This window comes from Rhizobium sp. NFACC06-2, from assembly GCF_900101425.1.
GTDB lineage: Bacteria > Pseudomonadota > Alphaproteobacteria > Rhizobiales > Rhizobiaceae > Agrobacterium > Agrobacterium leguminum.
On sequence record NZ_FMVA01000007.1, the window covers coordinates 81,023 to 103,652 of the forward strand.

The following is a 22,630-nucleotide window of genomic DNA, read 5'->3' on the forward strand; positions in this document are numbered from 1 at the left end:
ACCGCTATAGGGCCGGGGCCGGCTTCACGTCCCCACGCCGATTTCGGCAAGCCGCGTCAGACAGGCTTCTTCGACATTGTCGAGTTCCGCCAGCGTCTCTTCGATGTCCTTGCGTTTTTGCCGAAGCTCGGCGCGCTTTTCATCGACCTTCTTCATCAGAAGCACCAATTGGCCCGATTCGCCCGGCGGTTCCTTGTAGACGTGAATGATTTCGCGAATTTCGGAGATCGTGAAACCGATACGGCGGCCGCGCAGGATTTCCTGAATGAGGCGGCGGTCCGCAGCCCTGAAAAGCCGTGTGCGCCCGCGACGCTCAGGGTGAATCAGCCCCTCGTCCTCGTAAAATCTCAAGGTACGGGTGGAAACACCGAATTCGCGTGTCAGTTCGGTTATGCTATAATACTTGTCCAAGGGCCTATCCGATTCATAACCGGATGATATTATTTGACCTTCACGTAAAAGTCAATTTTCGCCCGCTTGGCCCTACCCGGAAATACCGTACCACCAGGTCGCGATCCCCAGAAAGGCGAAAAAGCCGACAATATCGGTGACCGCCGTGACGAAGACCGCCGAGGAGACCGCCGGGTCCGCCCCGAACTTGTCGAGCACCAGCGGAATGAGAATGCCCGCCAGCGCCGCCGCCAGCATGTTGAGACACATGGCCGTGGCGATGATGCCGCCAATATGGATATCTTGAAACCAGACGCCGGCAACAATGCCGATGGCGCAGCCGAACAGCATGCCGTTCAGGATACCCACACCCGCCTCGCGCCGGATGATGCGCGCGGCGTTGTGAATATCGAGGCTTTTGGTGGCAAGTGCCCGCACCGACACCGTCATGGTCTGCGACCCGGCATTGCCGCCCATGCCGGCCACCGCCGGCATCAGGATTGCCAGCGCGACGATCTGCTGGATCGTCGCATCGAACAGGCTGATGACAGAGGCGGAGAGAAAGGCGGTGATGAGATTGACCGCAAGCCAGGGCACGCGTGAACGGGACGTGCTGGCAATCGAGTCCGACAGTTCTTCGTCACCGACACCGCCAAGGCGCAGCAGATCCTCTTCGGCCTCTTCCTGAATGACGTCCACCACGTCATCGATGGTCAGCACGCCCACCAGTCGGCCGTTGTCATCGACCACGGCAGCAGAGAGAAGGTCGTATTGCTCGAAAAGCTGCGCGGCCTCTTCCTGGTCCATTTCCGCTGGAATGGAGTGGTTGGTCTCGTGCATGATCGTTTCGATCTTCACCTGACGCTTGGCGCGCAGCACCTTGTCGAGATCGAGCGCGCCGACCAGCTTGAAGGTGGGGTCGATGACGAAGATCTGCGTGAAGGAATCCGGCAGCTCCTCCTCCTCGCGCAAATAATCGATGGTCTGCCCCACGGTCCAGAACGGCGGCACGGCCACGAATTCCGTCTGCATGCGGCGGCCGGCCGAGCTTTCCGGATAATCCAGAGCCCGCATCAGCCGCACACGTTCGGTGAACGGCAGTTGCGAGAGAATATCCTCGCGGTCCTCGTCGTCGAGGTCCTCGAGAATATAGACGGCGTCGTCCGAATCCAGCTCGCCGATACCGGCGGCGATCTGCTCGTTCGACATCTGGTCGACGATATCGAGGCGGATACCCTCATCCACCTCGGTCAGCGCCGTCATGTCGAAGTCGGAACCGAGAAGGCGCACCAGCGCATGGCGCTGTTCCGGCTGGATGGATTCCAGCAGGTCGCCGAGTTCGGATTCGTGCAGCCGCGCCACGTTCTTGCGCAGGAAAAGCAGATCGCGGTCAGCGATCGCGGCACCCACCATCGTCAGAAAATCCGAGCGGACGGAGCCGTCTTCTGCGTAAATATCGGAGGGCGCTTCCGCAGGCTTCATGTCCTCGGGCGCGACAGGATCGTCGTCACGGTCTGTCATCTGGCGTCCCCTTGTATTCAAATGCCGCAGTGCACGGATGCGCAGGCAGAATGGCGTTAAAAGGTTTATTGTCAACAACCGGATAGCGGCAAATGAACAAGCTCTCCGGCTGCGACGAAAAATCCATTCGACATTCCTCTTCCTGTTCGCAGGCTTAGCCACGGCCAGCGGCTATAGGCATGTTTAGCCAGGCTTTGCAGCTTGTTTTACGACAACGCCCACCCCCTTTACGCCGTTCCCGTTTTAAATGTCGAACGGGCGAACAAAGGTTTCGCCGCAATGCACAATTAAGACATTGACAGGCAGCGTGGAACGGCGCTTCTGGATAGGCATTTGACAAACGGCAAGCGCCGACAGGCGGGCACGAGAAGACAGATTCCGGGAATCAGGAACATGAGCAAGACGGACTTCATTGGCAAGGCATCGACAGCCGCAGGCGGCTGGGGCGCACTCAAAAGCGTCGGTAAACGCCTTCTCGAATCCGGCGCCCCGATTTCCGGCGCCCGCACGCTTTTGAAGACCAACCAGCCGGATGGATTCGACTGCCCGGGCTGCGCCTGGGGCGACCCGGAACACGGCTCCTCTTTCGAATTTTGCGAGAACGGCGTCAAGGCCGTTTCATGGGAAGCGACGGAGGCCCGCGTGCCGCCGGACTTCTTCGCCAGCCGCACCGTCTCGGAACTGCGCGGCTGGTCCGATTACGATCTGGAAAAACAGGGCCGCCTCACCCATCCCATGCGTTATGACCGGGCGAGCGACAAATATCTGCCCGTCTCCTGGGACGATGCCTTCGCCGAAATCGGCCGTATCCTCAACAGCCTCGACAGCCCGGACCGCGCGGAGTTCTATACCTCCGGCCGCGCCTCCAACGAGGCGGCCTTCCTTTATCAGTTGATGGTCCGGCTTTACGGCACCAACAATTTCCCCGATTGTTCGAACATGTGCCACGAAGCGAGCGGCGTCGGCCTGAAGGCTTCGATCGGCGTCGGCAAAGGCACCGTGCTGCTTGAGGATTTCGAGCAGACGGACGCCATTTTTGTCATCGGGCAAAATCCCGGCACCAACCATCCCCGCATGTTGGGCGACCTGCGCCGCGCCGCCCTTCGCGGCGCTCGCATCGCCGTTTTCAACCCCATCCGTGAAAAGGGTCTGGAACGCTTTGCCGACCCGCAGGACAAGGTGGAGATGATTACCGGCGGCAGCACCCGCATCGCCACCAATTATTACCAGCCGCGCCAGGGCGGCGACATGGCGGCCGTGCGCGGCATGAGCAAGGCGGTCTTCGCCGCCGACGATGCCGCAAGGGCAGCGGGCGAACCCGCCATCATCGATTACGACTTCATCGCCGAACACGCGGCGGAGTTCGAGGCCTATCGCGCCGCCGTCGATGCGACGAACTGGGAAAGCATCCTCGACCAGTCCGGCCTCACCCGCGCGGAGATCGAGGAAGCCGCCCGCATCTACATGAATGCCGGTTCCGTCATCGCCACCTGGGCCATGGGCGTCACCCAGCACAGGCATTCGGTCATCATCGTTCGCGAGATCACCAATTTCATGCTGCTGCGCGGTAATATTGGCCGTCCGGGCGCCGGCCTCTGCCCGGTGCGCGGCCATTCCAACGTGCAGGGCGACCGCACCGTCGGTATCGACGAAAAGGCCCCGCCAGCGCTTCTCGACGCGCTGGAGAAGGAACTCGGCGTCCCCATGCCGCGCAAGCCCGGCCACAATACAGTCGAAGCCGTCGCCGCCATGCTGGACGGCGAGGCTCAGACCTTCATCGCGCTCGGCGGTAATTTCATGCGCGCGACGCCCGACAGCCCGCTGATCGTCAAGGCCTTCGAAAAGCAGAAGCTGACCGTCAACATCGCTACCAAGCTCAACCATTCGCATCTGGTGCCGGGCGAAACCTCCTTCGTGCTGCCCTGCCTCGGCCGAACGGAAATCGACCGCAATTCGGCCGGCCGGTCGCAGATCGTCACGGTGGAAGATTCCATGAGCATGGTGCACGGTTCCGGCGGCATCAATTCGCCGGCTTCGGATGAGCTGCGTTCGGAAGTCGCCATCGTCGCCGGCATCGCCGAGGCGACGCTTGGCAATGCCCAAGTCGACTGGAAGGCGCTTGCCGATGACTACGATCTCATCCGCGACATGATCGAGCGGGTCATTCCCGGTTTCGATAATTTCAACGAGCGCGTCCGCGTGCCGCGCGGTTTTCATCTGCGCAACGCAGCAGCCGAACGGGAATGGAACACGCCGGCAAAAAAGGCCACCTTCTACAGCGGCCCCTTGCCCGAACAGACAGAACACCAGCAGGCGCTCACGCGCGATGACCTGTTCGTATTGCAGACCTTCCGCAGCCACGATCAGTACAACACCACGATCTACGGCATGGACGACCGTTATCGCGGCGTCTATGGCGAGCGCCACGTCATCTTCATGAACCCGAAAGACATGGAAGCGCTCGGCGCCCATTCCCGCCAGCGCGTCGATGTCATCGGCGAATATGGCGACGGCATGGAGCGCATTGCGCGGAATTTCCGGCTGGTGCCCTATAATATCCCGCAGGGCAGCATCGGCGGTTATTATCCGGAACTGAACGTGCTGGTGCCGCTGTCGAGCTATGGCGAAGGCAGCTTCACGCCGACATCGAAATCGGTGCTCGTCTCCGTTCGCCTGCGCCGGGATGCCTCCTGATGGAAGAGGAGCAATCCACTGCGGCGTTCATGGCGGCGGTGGAGCGGGTTCAGGAAAGCTCCTCACGGGCGCTGACCGCCACGGGCGCGGCTATCCTTCTTTCGGTTCATCTGAACATCGCCGCTGACAGCCGCAGCATCGCCAACCGGCTGGGGCTTGCACACGCCCTCATTCTGCGCGAAATCATGGCCCTGTCGCCGCGTTTCGTGCGGATGGTAAAACGCGATGCCCGCACCCAGCGCAGCTTTCTGGAGGCAACCGAAGAAGGACAGGCCCTTGCGGCGGCGTCCCTGCGGATTTGAAACGAACGGAGCATTCCTTGGCAATCAGGCCGATCCTGCCCTACCCCCATCCCGGCCTCTCCGAAATCTGCGCGCCGGTCACGGCCTTCGACGGGCAATTGCAGGAGCTGGTGAGCGACCTCATCGATACGATGCGCGCCGCACCCGGCGTCGGCATCACCGCCGCCCATATCGGCGTCAAACAGCGAGTCTTCGTGCTGGAGCTGACACCGGGAACCGTGCTCACCTACATCAATCCTGAAGTCGTCAGCCAATCCACGCAGACCATGCGCCATATGGAGGGCAGCGTCTCCATGCCGGGCTTCACGGAGGAAGTGGAGCGGCCATCCGAAATCGAGGTGACATTTCAGGACATAGCCGGCGGCGAACACCGACAGACCGCCGAGGGATTTCACGCCATCTGCATACAGCACGAGATCGACCAGCTGGACGGCATTTTCTGGCTGAAGCGCCTCTCGAAGCTCAAGCGTGACCGGATGGTGAGAAAATGGGAAAAATCCCGGAAATCCTGATGGTCAGCCGGTAATCGATAGCGCAAATTCCGCATCGCCCTTCAGCGTGTTGCTGACGGTACAGATATCCTCCGCCATGTGGGCGATGGCGCCGCGCGTGGCCTCATCGAAATCCCCCTTTATCTCTATCCGGACATCGAAACGCACGATCCGCGACGGCTCCTCCTCAGCCTTTTCGCCAGATACATGCACCACGACCTTTTCGAACCGGTCGAGCACGCCCATGCGGCTCGCCGCAATCCGGGCACTGAGCGCCAGACAGGCCGACAGCGACGAATAAAGAAGATCGAGCGGATTGAAACCCGGCTCCGAGGCCGCCGTCACCACCGTCAGGGCGCCTCCGGTGGCCGTGACGATATCGGGATGCCCGAGACGGCCAAGAGTGACGACAGCGCCCGTCGGCCGCTTTTTAACCCTGAACTGATTCATGCCCGACCTCACACCGCGATTTCACCCGATGGAACCAAAATTAGCCTCGCGCTTTTACTCACGCAACGGTGAACGACCGTTGAGTATTGATTGAAAAGGGAGCTGGGACATATGGTTACATCTACGCTCGTCAGCATTCTGATCACCTTCCTGGTGATTGTGCTCGTCTTGTGGCTTATCGCGCGACTGCCGGTCGGCGGCGGTGCGAAACAGATCGCACAGGTGATCGTCATCATCATCGGCATTATTTCGCTGCTGAAATATCTCGCCGTCTTCTGATGTCCCCGCACGGTGCAGACGAAAAAAGGCGGCGAAAGCCGCCTCTTTTTATGCGCGGTTTTCACTCGTCCGGTCGCTATTGCCGAGGCTCGAACTGATAGGTTTTTTTCAGGGTAATATCCCGAACGCTGCCAATACCCAGAAACGGCGTATTGTCAGCATCAAAAATCGCCCTGCCCTTCGCCACGATCCACCGATCCGACCCATCCGGCAGATTGACCTTGTAGCGCTGGTCGAAAAACACACCGGTAGTGATGCTCTCAAAAATGGCCTGCGCCACCTGATCGCGCATCTCGACATCGATTCTTTCGAGAATCTCCTCGATCGTCACCCCACGCGACGCAACCGGCTCCGAAAACCCATGGCATTCCGCAGTGACCGCATCCATGATCAGCCTGTTATCGGAAATACTCCACATGTAATAGCCAAGCGCATTGTCTGAATCCGTTTTGTCCCCCTGCACGAAAACCCCCAGACATATTTTCCTGACAAAAGCTAACATCGGACCTCTAATATTCCACCCCTCCTTTTTGTAGGGGGAAACGCACGGCTACTACAGCGTGCATCGATATCCACTGAAATTTGACGATGAGCGAATCCAGCTCGAGCATTTCCAGTAAAAGCGATAGAGCACGCCCCACGATTCCGTTTTGACCGGACGTGCTCCAGGGTTCCGAAATGGACGATAAATTTCGAAGAGGCATCGCAAACCCACCTGCCTGCGCCTACATGGCCTGTGATGACATGTCGAAGGAGTTCAATATGGTGCGAGCCGCCCTCACTCTCGGATTGCTGATCGCAACCGTCTTTCTGGCCGGGTGCCAGACGTGGCATAGTCCATATCGTGGAAACGAGTGGCGCATGGATCAGGTCATGGATGGTGACCCGTACCGTGTCGGTGACGGCCAGCGCAACCGACGCTGATCCACCTCGTCCATTCAATTCGAACGGCGGCAGGTCGATAATTTGCCGCCGTTAATTCGTGGCGCTCTGGCCACGGGATAAAGCAGATTGGTCTGGTTTGGGACACATCCAATACGGCCCAACGAACCGGGGACAGAAAACAGAGAGCAAGCTAAACGACTGGCTAAAAAAGAAAAAACCCGCCGAAGCGGGTTTCTTTGGTGCGGTCGAGAAGACTCGAACTTCCACGGGTTGCCCCACAGCGACCTCAACGCTGCGCGTCTACCAATTCCGCCACGACCGCATCGTGGTAGGCGTCGACTTGCGCCGACGGGGGTGCATGTAGCAAAAGGATTTTCGGTGCACAAGAGCGTCGTGACAGTTTTTTGAAATTAAAAATCGCACCGCACCATCCTATATGCAGGAAGCCCGGAAATGCTGGGGTTGCGGCCCTGTCGCCATTTTGCGAGAAGGCTGTGGAAAGGACTTTTTCATGCTCACACGCACCGATATCGAGACAAACATGCTCCCCGCCGCCGGTTCGCCGCCCGTTCGCTGGCGAATCTCGGAAGGCCTCGTCCCCTATGAGCAGGCGATTGAGGAAATGGAGCGTGAAGTCGCCGCCATTGCCAGCGGCGAAGCAGACGAACTCGTCTGGCTTCTGGAACATCCGCCGCTCTATACCGCCGGCACCAGCGCCGATGCCGCCGATCTCATAGAGCCGGAGCGTTTCCCCGTCTTCGCCACGGGTCGTGGCGGCGAATATACCTATCATGGGCCGGGACAGCGGGTCGTCTATGTCATGCTCGATCTGAAGCGGCGGCGGCAGGATGTCCGCGCCTATGTTGCGGCGCTGGAGGATGTCATAATCCGTACGCTCGACAAGATGAATGTGCGTGGCGAGCGGCGCGAGGATCGCGTCGGCGTCTGGGTCAGGCGCCCGGAAAAACCGCTGCTTCCCGATGGCGGCATGGCCGAGGACAAGATCGCGGCACTTGGCATCAGGCTGCGCAAATGGGTGAGCTTCCACGGGCTCTCGATCAACGTCGATCCGGACCTCGCGCATTTTTCCGGCATCGTTCCCTGCGGCATCAGCGCCTATGGCGTCACCAGCCTTGTCGATCTTGGATTGCCGGTTATGATCGGCGACGTCGACGTTCTGCTGCGCGAGGCCTTTGAGGAAGTGTTTGGCGAGGCAGTGCCCGAAACCGGCGCAAGCGGCTGATCCCACCGCAACCTTTGCCGCAGGCCGGTGTTTCCAGCATCGATCACCACAAGAGGAGGAACGATCATGTTCACTACGTCCGCCTACGCCTGCGATGACGGTTCTTCGCCGATGAAGCTTGCGACCATCAAGCGTCGCGATCCCGGCCCGCGCGATGTCGAAATCGAGATCGAATTCTGTGGCGTCTGCCACTCCGATATCCACACTGCCCGCAGCGAATGGCCGGGCTCCCTCTATCCCTGCGTTCCCGGCCACGAAATCATCGGCCGCGTCGGCCGTGTCGGCGCGAAGGTCACCCGGTTCAAGGCGGGCGACCGCGTCGGCGTCGGCTGCATCGTCGATAGCTGCCGGGAATGCGCAAGCTGCGCCGAGGGGCTGGAGCAATATTGCGAAAACGGCATGACCGGCACCTATAATTCGCCCGACAAAGCGATGGGCGGCGGCGCGCATACGCTCGGCGGTTATTCCGCCCACGTCGTCGTCGACGACCGTTACGTCCTCAACATTCCCGAAGGCCTCGATCCGGCAGCAGCAGCACCCCTGCTCTGCGCGGGTATCACCACCTATTCGCCACTGCGCCACTGGAACGCCGGACCCGGCAAGCGTGTCGGCGTCGTCGGTCTTGGCGGTCTTGGCCATATGGCCGTCAAGCTCGCCAATGCCATGGGCGCGACCGTGGTGATGATCACGACCTCGCCCGCCAAAGCGGAGGATGCGAAAAAGCTCGGCGCCCACGAGGTGATCGTCTCGCGCGATGCCGAGCAGATGAAAAAGGCCGCCTCGAGCCTCGATCTCATCATCGACGCCGTGGCCGCCGACCATGACATCAACGCCTATCTGGCGCTGCTGAAACGTGACGGCGCGCTGGTGCAGGTGGGCGCGCCTGAAAAGCCGCTCTCGGTTATGGCCTTCAGCCTCATTCCCGGCCGCAAGACCTTTGCCGGCTCGATGATCGGCGGCATTCCCGAGACGCAGGAAATGCTGGATTTCTGCGCCGAAAAAGGCATCGCCGCCGAAATCGAGATGATCGATATCGATCAGATCAACGACGCTTATGAACGCATGATAAAAAGCGATGTGCGTTATCGTTTCGTCATTGATATGAAGAGCCTGCCGCGCCAGAAGGCCGCCTGACCCCGGAAGGGGGGGCGACCTTGCGGGCGTCCCCTCTCCCGTCGGACCTTTTGGTCGAAAGCGCAGCCTGACCCATGACTCCCCGATCCATGACCAGCCTGACCGGTTTCAACGATATAGCCAAGGGCATGACCATCATGGCGGGTTGCATGCTGGTGCTGCCGGTCATGGATGCGATTGCCAAATATATGGCGGTGAGCGGCGGCATGTCGCCGGCGCAGGTGACCTTCTACCGTTTCTTTTTCCAGGTGCTCTGCACCCTGCCGCTGCTGATCGTGGTGTCGCCCAGGGCGCTGTTCAGCGCCAAAAGGCCGTGGATGAACTGCCTGCGCGGCGTGCTGCACGCCTCGGCCAGCCTGATGTTTTTCGCCGCCGTCAAATACATGCCGCTCGCCGATGTCTTCGCGATCTATTTCGTCGAACCTTTCATGCTGACGATGATGTCGGCCCTCTTCCTCGGCGACAAGGTGGGCTGGAAGCGCTGGACGGCGATTGCGGTCGGCTTCGGCGGCGCGCTGATCGTCATACAGCCCAGCTTCGAAATCTTCGGCTGGACATCGCTCCTGCCGGTCGCCTGCGCCTTTCTTTATACGCTCTACCTCTTCCTGAACCGCGCCATCGGCGATGCCGACAGCCCGTTGGTCATGCAGACAATGTCCGGCATTGCGGGAACCGTGTTCATGGGCGCCGCACTTTTCGCCGGCGATGCGCTGGGCGACAAGGATTTTGCCGTCTCGCTGCCGCAATCCGGCTTCGCACTTGCCCTGCTCGTATTGTTGGGATCGATATCCGGCTACATGCACCTGTTGATCGTCAGGGCCTTCCGGCTGGCGCCGCTCTCTCTGCTGGCGCCGTTCCAGTATTTCGAGATCATCTCGGCGACGATCCTCGGTTATGCGCTGTTTTCGGATTTCCCGACGCCGTCGAAATGGCTCGGCATCCTCATCATCGTCGCATCCGGCCTGTTCATCATCTGGCGCGAGCGCCAGCAGGCCGGTGCGAACCCGCCGCTTGACGGGCAGTGACAGCCGACACCTGACGTGCCTCAACCGTTCGAGGGCAGCGGGCCTTCGTCGTGATGGTCCTGCGCCTCCACAAGGCTGCCGAGCAGCCAGAGGGAAACCTCGGCCGCTTCTCCGGCCGATTTGAAACGGTATGAGCCGCTATATTTCGGCATGTCGAAAAAGGTGACGACGAAACCGTCGCCGCTTTCAAGACTTTCGACCCGGATGCGCTCGGGATCGATCATCACGCACACATAATGCGACCCCATATTGCGCATGAAGCCGGCCTTGTTGTCGTGCAGCCGCACGAAGGCTGCGCCGCCATCCGCCGTCATATGCAGACTTCTGATCGCCTCATTGGGAAAGGCGCGGGCGAAATCCATGATCGCCTGCCCCACATCATGACTGTTATCCTCATCCGTCGCCCGCGACATGCGCCAGGCATAAACAGCGAAGACCGAAAGCAGCACGAAAACGATAATCCAGATCGCAATACTCATCCGGGACGCTCCCTCAGCATCGAAACATCAAGATTCGCGAATCGAAACGATGCGAACCCGGTTCAGGTTCATATAGACCGAGGCTTGTGTGAAGTGTGGCTTTGTGGGATCGACGTCGTTTCGCCGCCTGGCACGGTCCGCACCATCATAAACGCTTGAGGAACGAAGCCTTCGCCAGCAGCCATTGCCGGCGAAGCTGCGACAGTTGCAGGTCTCCGTCGAATACGCCGCTCCCCGCCTTTCTCGCGGCGGCGATGACCGGCGCGGACAGGGCGACGGGAAGATAGGCGGCAAAGACATTTTTTGAAATCTTCGCGCGTCTCGCCTTCTCAATATGATCCAGCGCATGGGCCGCGAAAATTTCGATGGCGATGCCGATGCGCTGCCTGTCCTGCCCTTCAAGAAAGGTCTCGCGGTCGAGCCCGGCCGCAGCCAGCATATCGGCGGGAATATAGACCTGCCCGCGACGCCGGTGCAGCGGCATGAGCAGCAGCATGCCGGCCATGGCCTGCGCCACGCCCGCGTGCCCTGCTGCCTCCGCGCTGGATGCGGCGTCTTCGGCGGAAAGCACGAGGCTTGCAAGCTGGATCAATGCGGATGCGGTCTCTCCGGCATAGCCTTCCAGCGCATTGCGATCCTCGAACAGGTCGTCATAGAGATCGAAGATACGCGCCTCGATCATATTGGCGAGAACCGGGCGCGGCAGGCGATAGTGCTCGATCGTCGTCAAAAGCGCTGCAGCCACCGGGTGGGACTGGCTGTCGCCATGTGGATTGCCGTCGAGAAGATCGCGCCACCATTGCATGCGCACCTCACCGGGCAGCGCTTCGCGCACGGAATCGCGGATACGGGCGATCTCGGCATTGAAGGCGTATAGCGCGGCAAGCGCATTACGCCTGTCGGCAGGCGACAAAAGACAGGCGAGATAGCGGTCGCGATCGGTATCGCGCAGCGTCGCGAGGCAGACGTCGAGATTTTCTGTGGGTGCCATGGTTCCCCGCGCGAAACGTCCTGTCAGCCTTCGACGGCAATCAGCGCCGCAGCCACGGCGCGCGATTCCGACAGCATAATATTATAGGTGCGCACGGCAGCACCCGTGCTCATAGGGTCAACGGAAATGCCCGCTTCCTTGAAGGCGGCGCGCAATTCCTTCGGCAGAACCCGCATGCCGTCGCCCGTGCCGATCAGCAGCACTTCGATATCCTGCGCTTCCGCCAGAACCTTTTCGAAATGTCCGACCGTCAGTTCTGTCGCATCGACAGGCTCCCACCCGTAGATGCCCGAAGGCAGGAGCAGAAGCGAACCGCGATGCGACATGTCGGCAAAACGGAACCCGCCATTGCCATAGGCATCGATGGGCGCCCGGCCGGGAAAATGGGCCGGGCGTATTTCAATCCCGCCGGCCATCAGACGGCAGGCTTGCCGCCAATGGCGCCGGTGTTGTTTTCTTTCTTGTCGTCCTTCTCATCTTCCGCATCCTTGGTATCAGGACGCAGCTTGAAGGCGATCAGCACCGGAGCGGCGATGTAGACCGAGGAGAACACGCCGATACCGACACCGAACAGCATGGCGAAGGTGAAGGAACGGATGACCTCGCCGCCGAAGAGATAAAGCGCCAGCAGTGCCAGAAGTACGGTCAGACCGGTAAGGATCGTACGCGACAGAGTCTGGTTCAGCGACACGTCGATGATCATGGAAAGCGGCATCTTCTTGTATCGCCTGAGGTTTTCACGGACACGGTCGTAGATGACCACGGTATCGTTCAGCGAATAACCGATGATCGTAAGGATCGCCGCGATACTGGTCAGATTGAACTCTATCCCAAGGAAGACGAACAGGCCGATAGTGAAGACCACGTCGTGCACCATGGAGATGACCGCGCCGAGTGCAAACTGCCACTCGAAGCGAACCCAGATGTAGACCATGATCGCCGCCATCGCGAGCATAACGCCGATGGTGGAGGTAACGGTCAGGTCGCCGGAAACGGCAGGACCGACGACTTCCACGCGACGGAAGTCATAGTTGTCCTCAAGCTCGCCGCGCACCATGGTGATGGCGGACTGCTCGGCATTTTCGCCGCCGTCCTGCGCCTGGATGCGGATGAGAACATCCTGCGGCGTACCGAAGTTCTGCGCCTGGATTTCACCGAGGTTGAGCTGGTTCAGACGATCGCGAATATCGGCGAGATCGGCCTCGCCCTGCTTGGCGCGCACTTCGATGACCGAGCCGCCCTGGAAATCGATACCGAGGTTCAGACCCTTGGCCACGAAACCGCCGACGCAGGCGAGCATGATCGCGCCGGTAATCATGAACACCACGCGGCGATAACGCATGAAGGGAATGTCGCGACCGTCGAACATGGCGGTGCGGACACCTTTCGGCAGGTGTTTCGGACGGCTGCGGCGAACCCAGTAGCCGAACATCCACGCTGTCAGCGTATAGGCGGTGAAGACGGTGGTGATGATACCGACAGCCAGCGTAACGGCGAAGCCCTTGACGGGGCCGGTGCCCATATAGAACAGCACGCTTGCCACGATCAGCGTCGTCAGGTTGGCGTCGATAATGGTCGCAAAGGCGCGGGTGAAGCCGTTATCCAGTGACTGGATCAGCGGTTTGCCGCTCTTCACCTCCTCGCGTATGCGTTCATAGATGAGAACGTTCGAATCCACGGCCATGCCGATGGTCAAGACGATACCGGCGATACCCGGCAAGGTCAGCGTCGAACCGATCACACTGAGGACGGCGAGAAGCATGACGACGTTGACGATGAGCGCGATATTCGCCAGCAGGCCGAAGAAGCCATAAAAGACGAACATGAAGATGAGGACGCCAACCGCGCCGATGGCGCTGGCCGTCAGGCCGGCGGTGATGGAGTCGTTACCGAGGCTCGGGCCGACGGTGCGTTCTTCAACCACGGTCAGCGTGGCCGGCAGCGCGCCGGCGCGCAGCAGAACCGCGAGGTCGTTGGCGCCCTGCACCGAGAAATTACCCGAAATCTGCCCCGAACCGCCGATGATCGGCTCGCGGATGACAGGTGCGGAAATGACCTGGTTATCGAGAACGATGGCGAAAGGCTTGCCGACATTCTGCTGCGTCGCCTGCGCGAAGCGCTGCGCACCGCGGCTGTCGAAGCGGAAGGTGACGACCGGTTCGTTGGTCTGCTGGTTGAAGCTTGCCTGTGCGTCGACGAGATTGTCGCCGGAAACCAGGGCACGGCGTTCCACCAGATAGGGAACCGGCGGATCGTCCTGCGAATAGAGAACCTCGGAGGTCGCGGGCGGACGGCCGTTCATGGCTTCCTGTACCGGCATCGTCGTATCGACCATGCGGAAGGACAGCTTTGCCGTCTGGTTCAGAAGCGATTTCAGGCGCTGCGGATCCTGAAGGCCGGGTACCTGCACGATGATGCGGTCCGAACCCTGACGCTGGATGAGCGGTTCGGTGGTGCCGACTTCGTCAACGCGACGGCGCACGACTTCGATCGACTGCGAAACGGCGGACGACAGGCGGTAGTCGATGCCTTCATCCGTCAGGTTGAGCCGGAGCAGATTGTCGCCGCCGTCATTCATCGTCACTTCGGTGATCGAGCCGCCGACCAGCGTGCCGGCGGACACCGGCTGCGTCAGGTCGCGAAGCGCGTTCTTGGCGGCCTCCACCTGAGCGGGATCGCTGATGCGAACCTGAATCTGCTGGCCGTTGCCGGTCAGCCCCGAATAGCGGATGTTGGCGTCGCGAAGCTGCGTGCGCACATCGCCGACGATCGTTTCAAGCCGTTCCTTGACGATGTCGGAACGCTCGATCTTGAGCATGATGTGCGAACCGCCCTGAAGGTCGAGACCGAGCGTTACCTTGTTGTCCTTGTACCAGGCAGGCATGCCCTCCAGCTGTTTGTCCGTAAACAGGTTGGGAGAGGCGATGAAGACGCTTGCCAGCACAAGCAGCCAGATGAAGACTGTTTTCCAACGGGAAAAATGAAGCATTTCGATCTCGGTCAGGGTTGGGGTAGCGCTTTGCGCAACCCGTCAAAATTCGCAATCGGGCATTCGATAATCCGGCAGGATCAGGAAGCGGCTTCCGTCTTGACCACTTCGCCCTTCACACGCACTTCGGCAATGTAGGCACGGGCGGCACGGATTTTCACGCCTTCGGCGATTTCGACTTCGAGTTCATTGTCATCGATGACCTTGGTCACCTTGCCGACGATGCCGCCGCCGAGAACGACCTGATCGCCACGGCGAATATTGGTGAGCGTTTCCTGGCGCTTCTTCATCTGCGCGCGCTGCGGGCGGATAAGGAAAAAGTACCAGACCACCATGAGCGGCGCAAACAGGAAAAGCATTTCAAGGCCGGAACCGAAGGCCGATGCGCCGCCCGCTACGTCCTGGGCAAAAGCTTGACTAATGAACATATAAAACTCCTCAGAATTACGGCACGACCTTGGATGCCGCCCCAGCTTTCAAGCCGCCGGAATATAGTGGGGAACGCCGGGATTGCAACAGATGCAGGGCCCTCGCCGTACCGATTCCGGACCTCTTAACCTTTATGGGCCTGAAACACCATGCTAGGCCGGGCGCAAAACAGAGTTTTGAACACCAGACAAGCGGAAGAAACACCATGATTCGAGAAGAAACGGCCTCCCTGCTTCTTTCAGAACTGCGCCGGCTCACCATTGCCGTGGAACGTCTGGCCGGACCGGCGCCCGCCGTAAACGACTGGAATGCGGCCGATTGTTTCGTCTGGGTACCAGCCAACTCGTTTATCCAGCCGGTTGCCCGCCCCAACCGCATCGCACTGAAGCTGATCCGTGGCGTCGACCATGTCCGCGACATTCTCCACGAAAACACGCTGCGTTTCGCGGAAGGTTTTGCCGCCAATAACGTGCTTCTGTGGGGTGCGCGCGGCATGGGCAAATCCTCGCTGGTCAAGGCCGTTCACGAAGATGTGCGCGCCGCAAGCGGCGTTTCCCTGAAACTCGTGGAAGTGCATCGCGAGGACATCCACACCCTGCCCGCCTTGCTCGACATATTGAAGGCGTCAGGTCACCGCGTCATCGTCTTCTGCGACGACCTCTCCTTCGACCATGACGACACCGCCTATAAATCGCTGAAGGCGGCGCTTGACGGCGGCATCGAGGGCCGGCCGGACAATGTGCTGTTTTATGCGACCTCCAACCGCCGCCATCTTCTGCCGCGCCACATGATGGAAAACGAGCAGTCCACCGCCATCAACCCTTCGGAAGCGGTGGAGGAGAAGGTCTCGCTTTCGGACCGTTTCGGCCTGTGGCTCGGCTTCCACAAATGCGGCCAGGAAGATTATCTGACGATGATCGACAGCTATGCCGCCCATTTCGATCTGGGGCTGGACCGCGAAACGCTGCATCACGAGGCGCTGGAATGGGCGACCACGCGCGGCGGCCGCTCGGGCCGTGTCGCCTGGCAATATATTCAGGACGCCGCCGGCCGCCTCAGAAAACCGCTCGACAGATAACGCCACCGTGACATCGGGCGAAACGCGGTGTCGTTACGACCACACCGCGTGTCGTATTCCCGAACGCCACATCTCCCCTCACATGGTTTGCTGCACCCATGGAGTCACCTGTTTCCGGAGGAGCGGACAGGTACGGTGTTCAAACCATGGAGGAGATGGATATGAGCAGGAACAGAGGCGTCGTTTACATGCGGCCGGGTCAGGTCGAGGTTCGCGATATCGATGACCCGAAGCTTGAGGCGCCGGACGGCCGCCGCATTGAGCACGGCGTCATTCTCAAGGTGATTTCCACCAATATCTGCGGTTCCGACCAGCATATGGTGCGCGGCCGCACCACGGCGATGCCGGGTCTCGTCCTCGGCCATGAAATCACCGGTGAAGTCATCGAAAAAGGCGTCGATGTCGAGATGCTGAAAATCGGCGATATCGTCTCGGTGCCCTTCAACGTCGCCTGCGGCCGCTGCCGCTGCTGCAAGTCGCAGGATACCGGCGTCTGCCTGACCGTGAACCCGTCCCGCGCCGGCGGCGCTTATGGTTATGTCGATATGGGCGGCTGGATCGGCGGACAGGCCCGTTATGTCACCATTCCCTATGCCGATTTCAACCTGCTGAAGTTCCCGGACCGCGACAAGGCGATGTCGAAGATCCGCGACCTCACCATGCTGTCCGACATTCTGCCGACCGGTTTCCATGGCGCGGTCAAGGCGGGCGTCGGCGTCGGCTCCACGGTCTATGTCGCGGGCGCCGGTCCGGTCGGCCTTGCCGCCGCCGCATCCGCCCGTATTCTGGGTGCTGCGGTCGTCATGATCGGCGATTTCAACAAGGATCGCCTTGCGCACGCGGCAAAAGTCGGTTTTGAACCCGTCGATCTTTCCAAGGGCGACCGGCTGGGCGATATGATCGCCGAAATCGTCGGCACCAATGAGGTGGATAGCGCCATCGACGCCGTCGGCTTCGAAGCGCGCGGCCATGCGGGCGGCGAACAGCCGGCCATCGTTCTCAACCAGATGATGGAAATCACCCGCGCCGCGGGCTCCATCGGCATTCCGGGCCTCTATGTCACCGAAGACCCCGGCGCGGTGGATGCGGCGGCAAAACAGGGCAGCCTGTCGCTGCGCTTCGGCCTCGGCTGGGCCAAGGCGCAATCCTTCCACACTGGACAGACGCCGGTGCTGAAATATAACCGCCAGCTCATGCAGGCGATCCTGCATGACCGCCTGCCGATTGCCGATATCGTCAACGCCAAGATCATCGCGCTCGACGATGCGGTGCAGGGCTATGAAAGCTTCGATCAGGGCGCAGCCACCAAGTTCGTTCTCGATCCGCATGGCGATCTGCTGAAGGCTGCCTGATACTTCAGCGGGATATGGCTGATAATCGTAAAAAGCGCCCGCGACGGATATCGTCGCGGGCGCCCTTGTTTTCCGGCCCTGTCACTACCCGGTGAAATTTACGGCTCCCCTACCAGCAGCGCCTCCAGCTCGGCTTTCGCTTCCGGAGAGAGATAAGGTCTGAACAGGCTTGAGACCTGCTTCAATCCCCAGTCCAGCTGCGGCGGACCGAACTCGGTGATGCCTTCCTGAAGGTTGAGATAGGACGCCCAATAGGTGGAGACGATCCAGAGGTTCGTCAGAACGGCGGGCCGTTCTTCCTCGGGTATCGCGGCGAGGCCCGCTTTCTCCATGCGCGCGACGATATCGCCGACGGCAAGGCGCATCGCAGCGCTTATGGTTCGCACGGGCTCCACCAGCGCCGGGGCAGAAGAGATAAGACCGACCAGATCGCGAAACAGGAAACGATAGTCCCACACCAGCGAAAACCAGAGCCGCAGAAAACCGGCATAGGTTGCCGCCGCTCCCTCATCGGCCCCTTTAATCTTTCCAACAATTGCCAGCGCATCGGCCTCGAACCGGGCAAACAACGCCAGAACCAGCGCTTCCTTGGTGCGGAAGTGATAATAGAGATTGCCCTCATTGATCTCCACCGCCCTTGCGATTTCGGCGGTCGTCACATGGTCAGGCCCGCGCTCGTTAAACAGAGTAAGAGCGGCGTCGAGAATTCTCTGGCGTGTGGGACGTGCTGCCGTCCGCCCGGTACTGCTTTTCTTCATTGATTTCGAACCCGACCGTTGAAATATAAGGTACGCACCTTAAATGCCCATAATAAGGTATACACCTTAACAGGAAATGTAAGTGTTCAACGCGGACAAAGGACCTGTAAAATGACCGGAACCGACCTTCGCACCGCCTCCCCGGATACGCCCGGAATCGCTCCCATCTCCAAATTCGCAACCGCCCGCGTCGCGCTGTCGCTCATCCGCAATCCGTTGAAGGCTTTGCCACCGGAAATTTTCAGCGAGCCGGCGGTCTTTACCCGTCTCGGCGGCGTCATGCGGGTTCATCTTGCCGATCCCGCGCTTATTCATGAGGCATTGGTCAAGAACGCCCATCTGCTCGGCAAGGGGGAAGATGTGCGCCGCGCCCTCGGCCCCGCGCTCGGCCAGGGGCTTCTGACAGCCGATGGCGATCACTGGAAGTGGCAAAGGCAATCCGTCGCCGCAGCGTTCCGGCACGAGAAGCTGCTGGAATTGCTGCCGGTCATGATCGACGCCGCGCGCCGCACGCAACAGCGCTGGCACGCATCGCCTGCCGGCGACATCGATATCGGCCATGAGATGATGCGGACGACCTTCGATATCATCGTCGAAACCATGATGTCCGGCGGCCATGAGATCGATATAGCCCGCGTCGAGCAAAGCATCACCGATTATCTGAAACCCACGGGCTGGACCTTCGCACTCGCCATGCTGGGCGCACCGGAATGGCTTCCGCATCCGGGCCGGCGCAAGGCGCGCGCGGCGGTGGACTATCTTCGCTCCAGCCTTGCAACCGTCATTTCCGAAAGGCGACAAAATCCGATTGAGAGGAACGATCTGGTTTCCATGCTGCTAGAAGCGAAAGATCCGGAAACCGGGCGCATGATGAGCGACACGGAAATCATCGACAATCTCCTGACCTTCATCACCGCCGGGCATGAAACCACGGCCCTCGGCCTTGCCTGGACCTTCCATCTGCTCTCGCAAAACAGCGACGTGGAGCGCAAGGTCATCGACGAGATCGAAACCGTTACCGCCGGTGAACCGGTCGCGGCCGACCATATCGCCCGCCTGACCTATACCAGACAGGTATTTTCGGAAGCGATGCGGCTTTACCCGCCCGCCCCTGTCGTGACACGCACGGCATTGCAGGACTTCAGGCTCGGCGAACACGACATCTCGGCCGGCACCGTTCTTTATGTGCCGATCTACGCCGTCCACCGGCACACAACACTGTGGGAAGAACCCGACCGCTTCGACCCGTCGCGCTTCGAGCCAGAAAAGGTCACGGCGCGTCACCGCTATGCCTATATGCCCTTCGGCGCTGGCCCGCGCGTCTGCATCGGCAATGCCTTTGCCATGATGGAGGCTGTTGCGATCCTTGCCGTTCTTTTGCAGAACGACCACCTCAGGAACAAAAGCCCGACAAATACCGAGCCGCTGATGCGGGTTACCTTGCGGCCGGAAAACCGCCTGATGATGCAGGTCAGCAGCCGAAAAAACAAATCGCCCGCGGCGTAACCGCCACGGGCGACTGGTTCAGTGCGAAGCTCCATCCGTCACCGGATGGTGACGATCACAGATCGACGTCGAGGATCGCCATGGAGAAGTTGTAGGAGCGGTCGCCGTCTTCGTCATCGATATAAACGACGCCGAGAAACTCTTCGCCAAGATACACTTCGGCGGAATCGTCCTTGCGCGGACGCGCCTTGACCACCATCGTCGGGTTGAAGGTGCGCTTGAAATAGGCGTCGAGTTTTTTGATTTCGTCGGCTTTCACCACTATTCTCCTGTGCGGTTCGCGTTGGCCCGCTTTTGGCATGGGACAAAGGCCAAAGTAAAGTGAAAGCGGCAAGTCATCCGTGTCTTCCACACGGACGACCGTGAAAAATGCCGGCCCCATCGGGGCGCGACAGGACCGGTCAGATATCGGCCCCGATAAGCTGGTCCATCAGGCGCGAGGGTTCGGAACACCCTGCTTCTCCCACCACACGCGCCGGCACGCCGGCAACGGTCGTCTTGGGCGGAACCGGCTTCAGCACCACCGAGCCGGCGGCGATGCGCGAGCAGCTGCCGATCTCGATATTGCCGAGGATTTTTGCCCCTGCCCCGATCATCACGCCATTGGCGATCTTCGGATGGCGGTCCGCGCCTTCCTTGCCGGTACCGCCGAGCGTGACGCCGTGAAGGATGGAGACGTTGTCGCCGATCACGGCGGTCTCACCGACCACCAGCCCGGTGGCATGATCGAGGAAGATGCCCTTGCCGATGCGCGCGGCCGGATTGATATCGGTCTGGAAAATGCTCGATGAGCGGCTTTGCAGATAAAACGCGAAGTCCCTTCGGCCCTTCTGCAGCAGCCAGTGGGCGAGCCTGTGGGTCTGGATGGCCTGGAACCCCTTGAAATAGAGGAGCGGCTCCATGAAGCGCGTGCAGGCGGGATCGCGGTCGTAAACGGCCTGGATGTCGACGCGCAGCACGCTTCCCCATTCCGGCCAGTCATCCAGCATGTCCTGGAAGGTCTGGCGCAGAAGCACGGCCTGCATGTCGGGATGATCGAGGAGTTCGCAGATGCGGTAGATCACACATTCTTCGAGAGACCGGTGATTGAGGATCGTCGAATAAAGAAAGGCCGAAAGCAGCGGGTCCTGCGCCGCGGCGCTGCGGGCTTCATTGAGCAGGCTGCCCCAGATGGGATCGACGATCGCCAGCTGTTCGGGCTGACGGGCCTCGGTACGTGCGACCATGAATGGTCTCCTCGTTTGCAGTGGTCGTTCTTTATACAGAAAAAGACGTGCATTAGAAATGGGATTCGAATGACGACTTTAAAGGCGGCAAGGCTTCAGTTTTTCTTCATGCAGCATGAAAAACCGTTTCTTACCGTGCCCTCAGCGTTGCCACATTTCCGCACGGAAAACCGGGCTCCGCTTTTCCTGAAAATGCTCCTGATCAAAACGAGCGGTAAAATTCCAGCACCGCCGCCTTGAACACCCGATCGCCGACGGCCAGCATGTGGTCGCGGCCGGGAATATCGATCGCCCGCGCATGCGGCATGATCGCGGCAAGCTCCGCGCCTGATCCGGCGATATCGTCCTTCGTTCCAACCGCTATCAGCGTTGGCGCATCGATTTTCTCAGCCTGTTCGCGGGTGACGAGAACCCGCGACGTCTCGATACAGGCGGCCAGCGCCAGCCGGTCGCTTTTCGTCTGGTCGGCAAAGGCGCGGAACATACGGCCGCGCTCATGGGTGACGACATCGAGCGAAGGTGCGAGAAGCGCCTCGGCAATCGGGTCCCAGTCGCCGACACCTTCGACCATGCCGATGCCGAGCCCGCCGAAGACCAGCGAACGCACGCGCTCCGGATGCGCCATGGCCAGAAAGGCGGAAATGCGCGCGCCCATGGAATAGCCCATGACATGCGCTTCGGCGATGCCGAGATGGTTGAGCAGCGCCACCGCATCCCCGGCCATGACCGGAGGATAATAGGCTTCGGAATCGTGCGGCTTGTCGCTTGCGCCGTGGCCGCGATTGTCGATGGCGATCACCCGGTAGCCCGCATCCCCCAGTGTTTTCAGCCAGCCGGGATGCACCCAGTTGACATTGGCGCTGGAGGCAAAGCCGTGGATCAGCAGAACCGGTTCGCCCGCCGGATCGCCCTCGTCGAAATAGGCAAGACGAAGGCCGTTATGGGAAAAATCGGAAAACTGCGGCGTGTTGAGATTCATCAAGGACATCCTTTTTGCCGGACCATATGGCAGGAATTAGCAATGTTGAACATGTTTTGCTGACGATTTTTATGGAGATGCAATGCGTTTGAGGCTACATATCCGCAACGACGGGCCGGCACGCGAAGACGGATTGCGGCTCGATAACGATATTGCATTTGGAGACGAACATGGCCGGGCATTCCATTCCCCACTTCCAGAACGATGGCGGACACCGCATGATCGAGATCGGCGTCAAGGAATTCATGTGCACCGGCGCTTCCGTTCCTTACGATCATCCGCATATCTTCATCGATATGGGCGACGACAACGAGAAGGTCTGTTCCTACTGCTCCACCCTTTACCGCTACAATCCGTCGCTGAAGGCCGAGCAGACCAATCCTCCGGGCTGCGTTTTCCACGTGAAGGCCGCCTGACCTTCCCCTCTTC

General features: G+C 60.2%; 25 protein-coding genes and 1 tRNA gene. 12 read left to right on the forward strand and 14 right to left on the reverse strand.

Annotation, left to right across the window (positions count from 1 at the left end):
* Window positions 1-24 precede the first annotated feature (24 nt).
* Window positions 25-411 carry a MerR family transcriptional regulator gene (locus tag F3H58_RS13745; protein WP_003524989.1) on the reverse strand — a complete coding sequence of 129 codons (387 nt, stop codon included), beginning with the start codon at window positions 409-411 and terminating at the stop codon, window positions 25-27.
* 72 nt (window positions 412-483) lie between these two features.
* Window positions 484-1,911 (reverse strand): magnesium transporter, encoded by a 1,428-nt coding sequence (mgtE, locus tag F3H58_RS13750; RefSeq protein WP_149742592.1) that lies wholly within the window; start codon window positions 1,909-1,911, stop codon window positions 484-486.
* Between the two features lie 393 nt (window positions 1,912-2,304).
* Here mgtE and F3H58_RS13755 point away from each other — a divergent pair, with 393 nt between their 5' ends.
* Genes F3H58_RS13755 through F3H58_RS13765 form a run of 3 tightly spaced genes read left to right on the forward strand, consistent with a single transcriptional unit; the run spans window position 2,305 to window position 5,419 of the window.
* Complete coding sequence (locus tag F3H58_RS13755; protein WP_188128913.1) at window positions 2,305-4,605, forward strand: FdhF/YdeP family oxidoreductase; 2,301 nt, start codon at window positions 2,305-2,307, stop codon at window positions 4,603-4,605.
* Window positions 4,605-4,907, forward strand: a complete 303-nt coding sequence (locus F3H58_RS13760) for a hypothetical protein (protein WP_149742594.1) — start codon at window positions 4,605-4,607, stop codon at window positions 4,905-4,907. The genes F3H58_RS13755 and F3H58_RS13760 overlap by 1 nt, the downstream gene beginning before the upstream one ends.
* 17 nt (window positions 4,908-4,924) lie before the next feature.
* Window positions 4,925-5,419 carry a peptide deformylase gene (locus F3H58_RS13765; protein WP_149742595.1) on the forward strand — a complete coding sequence of 165 codons (495 nt, stop codon included), beginning with the start codon at window positions 4,925-4,927 and terminating at the stop codon, window positions 5,417-5,419.
* Between the two features lie 3 nt (window positions 5,420-5,422).
* Here F3H58_RS13765 and F3H58_RS13770 read toward each other — a convergent pair whose 3' ends face one another.
* A complete protein-coding gene (locus F3H58_RS13770) occupies window positions 5,423-5,848 on the reverse strand; it encodes an OsmC family protein (protein ID WP_149742597.1) in 426 nt (141 codons plus the stop codon).
* A gap of 111 nt (window positions 5,849-5,959) precedes the next feature.
* On the opposite strand from F3H58_RS13770, the gene F3H58_RS13775 reads away from it, so the two are divergent.
* A complete protein-coding gene (locus F3H58_RS13775; protein WP_003502827.1) occupies window positions 5,960-6,127 on the forward strand; it encodes a Thivi_2564 family membrane protein in 168 nt (55 codons plus the stop codon).
* A 76-nt stretch (window positions 6,128-6,203) separates the two neighbouring features.
* Here the strand turns inward: F3H58_RS13775 and F3H58_RS13780 are convergent, their stop codons facing one another.
* A complete protein-coding gene (locus F3H58_RS13780) occupies window positions 6,204-6,629 on the reverse strand; it encodes a PAS domain-containing protein (RefSeq protein ID WP_003524978.1) in 426 nt (141 codons plus the stop codon).
* Between the two features lie 260 nt (window positions 6,630-6,889).
* Here F3H58_RS13780 and F3H58_RS13785 point away from each other — a divergent pair, with 260 nt between their 5' ends.
* On the forward strand, window positions 6,890-7,051 hold the full coding sequence (locus F3H58_RS13785; RefSeq protein ID WP_149742598.1) for a hypothetical protein: 162 nt from the start codon (window positions 6,890-6,892) through the stop codon (window positions 7,049-7,051).
* Between the two features lie 198 nt (window positions 7,052-7,249).
* Here the strand turns inward: F3H58_RS13785 and F3H58_RS13790 are convergent.
* Window positions 7,250-7,334, reverse strand: a tRNA-Leu gene (locus tag F3H58_RS13790).
* A 189-nt stretch (window positions 7,335-7,523) separates the two neighbouring features.
* Here F3H58_RS13790 and lipB point away from each other — a divergent pair.
* The 3 genes from lipB (at window position 7,524) to F3H58_RS13805 (ending at window position 10,414) form a co-directional block, all read left to right on the forward strand.
* Window positions 7,524-8,255 (forward strand): lipoyl(octanoyl) transferase LipB, encoded by a 732-nt coding sequence (lipB, locus tag F3H58_RS13795; RefSeq protein WP_149742599.1) that lies wholly within the window; start codon window positions 7,524-7,526, stop codon window positions 8,253-8,255.
* Between the two features lie 66 nt (window positions 8,256-8,321).
* Window positions 8,322-9,389, forward strand: coding sequence for an NAD(P)-dependent alcohol dehydrogenase (locus tag F3H58_RS13800; RefSeq protein ID WP_149742600.1), 1,068 nt, complete (start codon window positions 8,322-8,324; stop codon window positions 9,387-9,389).
* A gap of 89 nt (window positions 9,390-9,478) precedes the next feature.
* Window positions 9,479-10,414, forward strand: a complete 936-nt coding sequence (locus F3H58_RS13805; protein ID WP_188128926.1) for a DMT family transporter — start codon at window positions 9,479-9,481, stop codon at window positions 10,412-10,414.
* A 20-nt stretch (window positions 10,415-10,434) separates the two neighbouring features.
* Here the strand turns inward: F3H58_RS13805 and F3H58_RS13810 are convergent, their stop codons facing one another.
* The 5 genes from F3H58_RS13810 to yajC all read right to left on the reverse strand — a co-directional run bounded on the left by F3H58_RS13810 (window position 10,435) and on the right by yajC (window position 15,301).
* Window positions 10,435-10,893, reverse strand: a complete 459-nt coding sequence (locus F3H58_RS13810; protein ID WP_059753108.1) for a hypothetical protein — start codon at window positions 10,891-10,893, stop codon at window positions 10,435-10,437.
* 145 nt (window positions 10,894-11,038) lie between these two features.
* Window positions 11,039-11,884, reverse strand: coding sequence for a phytoene/squalene synthase family protein (locus F3H58_RS13815; protein WP_149742601.1), 846 nt, complete (start codon window positions 11,882-11,884; stop codon window positions 11,039-11,041).
* A gap of 23 nt (window positions 11,885-11,907) precedes the next feature.
* Window positions 11,908-12,300 (reverse strand): Mth938-like domain-containing protein, encoded by a 393-nt coding sequence (locus F3H58_RS13820; protein WP_149742602.1) that lies wholly within the window; start codon window positions 12,298-12,300, stop codon window positions 11,908-11,910.
* The gene (gene secDF / locus F3H58_RS13825) at window positions 12,300-14,873 is read right to left on the reverse strand and encodes a protein translocase subunit SecDF (protein WP_149742603.1); all 2,574 of its coding nucleotides are present in this window, start codon (window positions 14,871-14,873) and stop codon (window positions 12,300-12,302) included. Before secDF ends, F3H58_RS13820 begins: the two co-directional genes overlap by 1 nt.
* 80 nt (window positions 14,874-14,953) lie before the next feature.
* The gene (gene yajC / locus F3H58_RS13830) at window positions 14,954-15,301 is read right to left on the reverse strand and encodes a preprotein translocase subunit YajC (protein ID WP_149742604.1); all 348 of its coding nucleotides are present in this window, start codon (window positions 15,299-15,301) and stop codon (window positions 14,954-14,956) included.
* Window positions 15,302-15,507: 206 nt separating this feature from the next.
* Between yajC and F3H58_RS13835 the strand changes: the two genes are divergently transcribed.
* Together F3H58_RS13835 and fdhA are read left to right on the forward strand one after the other, a co-directional pair.
* Entirely contained in the window at window positions 15,508-16,380 is an 873-nt protein-coding gene (locus tag F3H58_RS13835; RefSeq protein ID WP_149742605.1) for an ATP-binding protein, read from the forward strand.
* A gap of 161 nt (window positions 16,381-16,541) precedes the next feature.
* Window positions 16,542-17,732, forward strand: coding sequence for a formaldehyde dehydrogenase, glutathione-independent (gene fdhA / locus F3H58_RS13840; protein WP_188128914.1), 1,191 nt, complete (start codon window positions 16,542-16,544; stop codon window positions 17,730-17,732).
* 98 nt (window positions 17,733-17,830) lie between these two features.
* Here fdhA and F3H58_RS13845 read toward each other — a convergent pair whose 3' ends face one another.
* Window positions 17,831-18,490 (reverse strand): TetR/AcrR family transcriptional regulator, encoded by a 660-nt coding sequence (locus tag F3H58_RS13845; protein WP_149742606.1) that lies wholly within the window; start codon window positions 18,488-18,490, stop codon window positions 17,831-17,833.
* A 111-nt stretch (window positions 18,491-18,601) separates the two neighbouring features.
* Here F3H58_RS13845 and F3H58_RS13850 point away from each other — a divergent pair, with 111 nt between their 5' ends.
* On the forward strand, window positions 18,602-19,996 hold the full coding sequence (locus tag F3H58_RS13850; protein WP_149742607.1) for a cytochrome P450: 1,395 nt from the start codon (window positions 18,602-18,604) through the stop codon (window positions 19,994-19,996).
* A gap of 55 nt (window positions 19,997-20,051) precedes the next feature.
* On the opposite strand, the gene F3H58_RS13855 is transcribed toward F3H58_RS13850, so the two are convergent.
* From F3H58_RS13855 to F3H58_RS13865, 3 genes are all read right to left on the reverse strand, one after another.
* Window positions 20,052-20,255, reverse strand: coding sequence for a DUF3126 family protein (locus F3H58_RS13855; protein WP_003524869.1), 204 nt, complete (start codon window positions 20,253-20,255; stop codon window positions 20,052-20,054).
* Between the two features lie 142 nt (window positions 20,256-20,397).
* Complete coding sequence (gene cysE / locus F3H58_RS13860) at window positions 20,398-21,222, reverse strand: serine O-acetyltransferase (protein ID WP_080816963.1); 825 nt, start codon at window positions 21,220-21,222, stop codon at window positions 20,398-20,400.
* A gap of 202 nt (window positions 21,223-21,424) precedes the next feature.
* Window positions 21,425-22,201, reverse strand: a complete 777-nt coding sequence (locus tag F3H58_RS13865; RefSeq protein ID WP_149742608.1) for an alpha/beta fold hydrolase — start codon at window positions 22,199-22,201, stop codon at window positions 21,425-21,427.
* Window positions 22,202-22,371: 170 nt separating this feature from the next.
* On the opposite strand from F3H58_RS13865, the gene F3H58_RS13870 reads away from it, so the two are divergent.
* Window positions 22,372-22,617 (forward strand): zinc-finger domain-containing protein, encoded by a 246-nt coding sequence (locus tag F3H58_RS13870; RefSeq protein WP_035261222.1) that lies wholly within the window; start codon window positions 22,372-22,374, stop codon window positions 22,615-22,617.
* Window positions 22,618-22,630 lie beyond the last annotated feature (13 nt).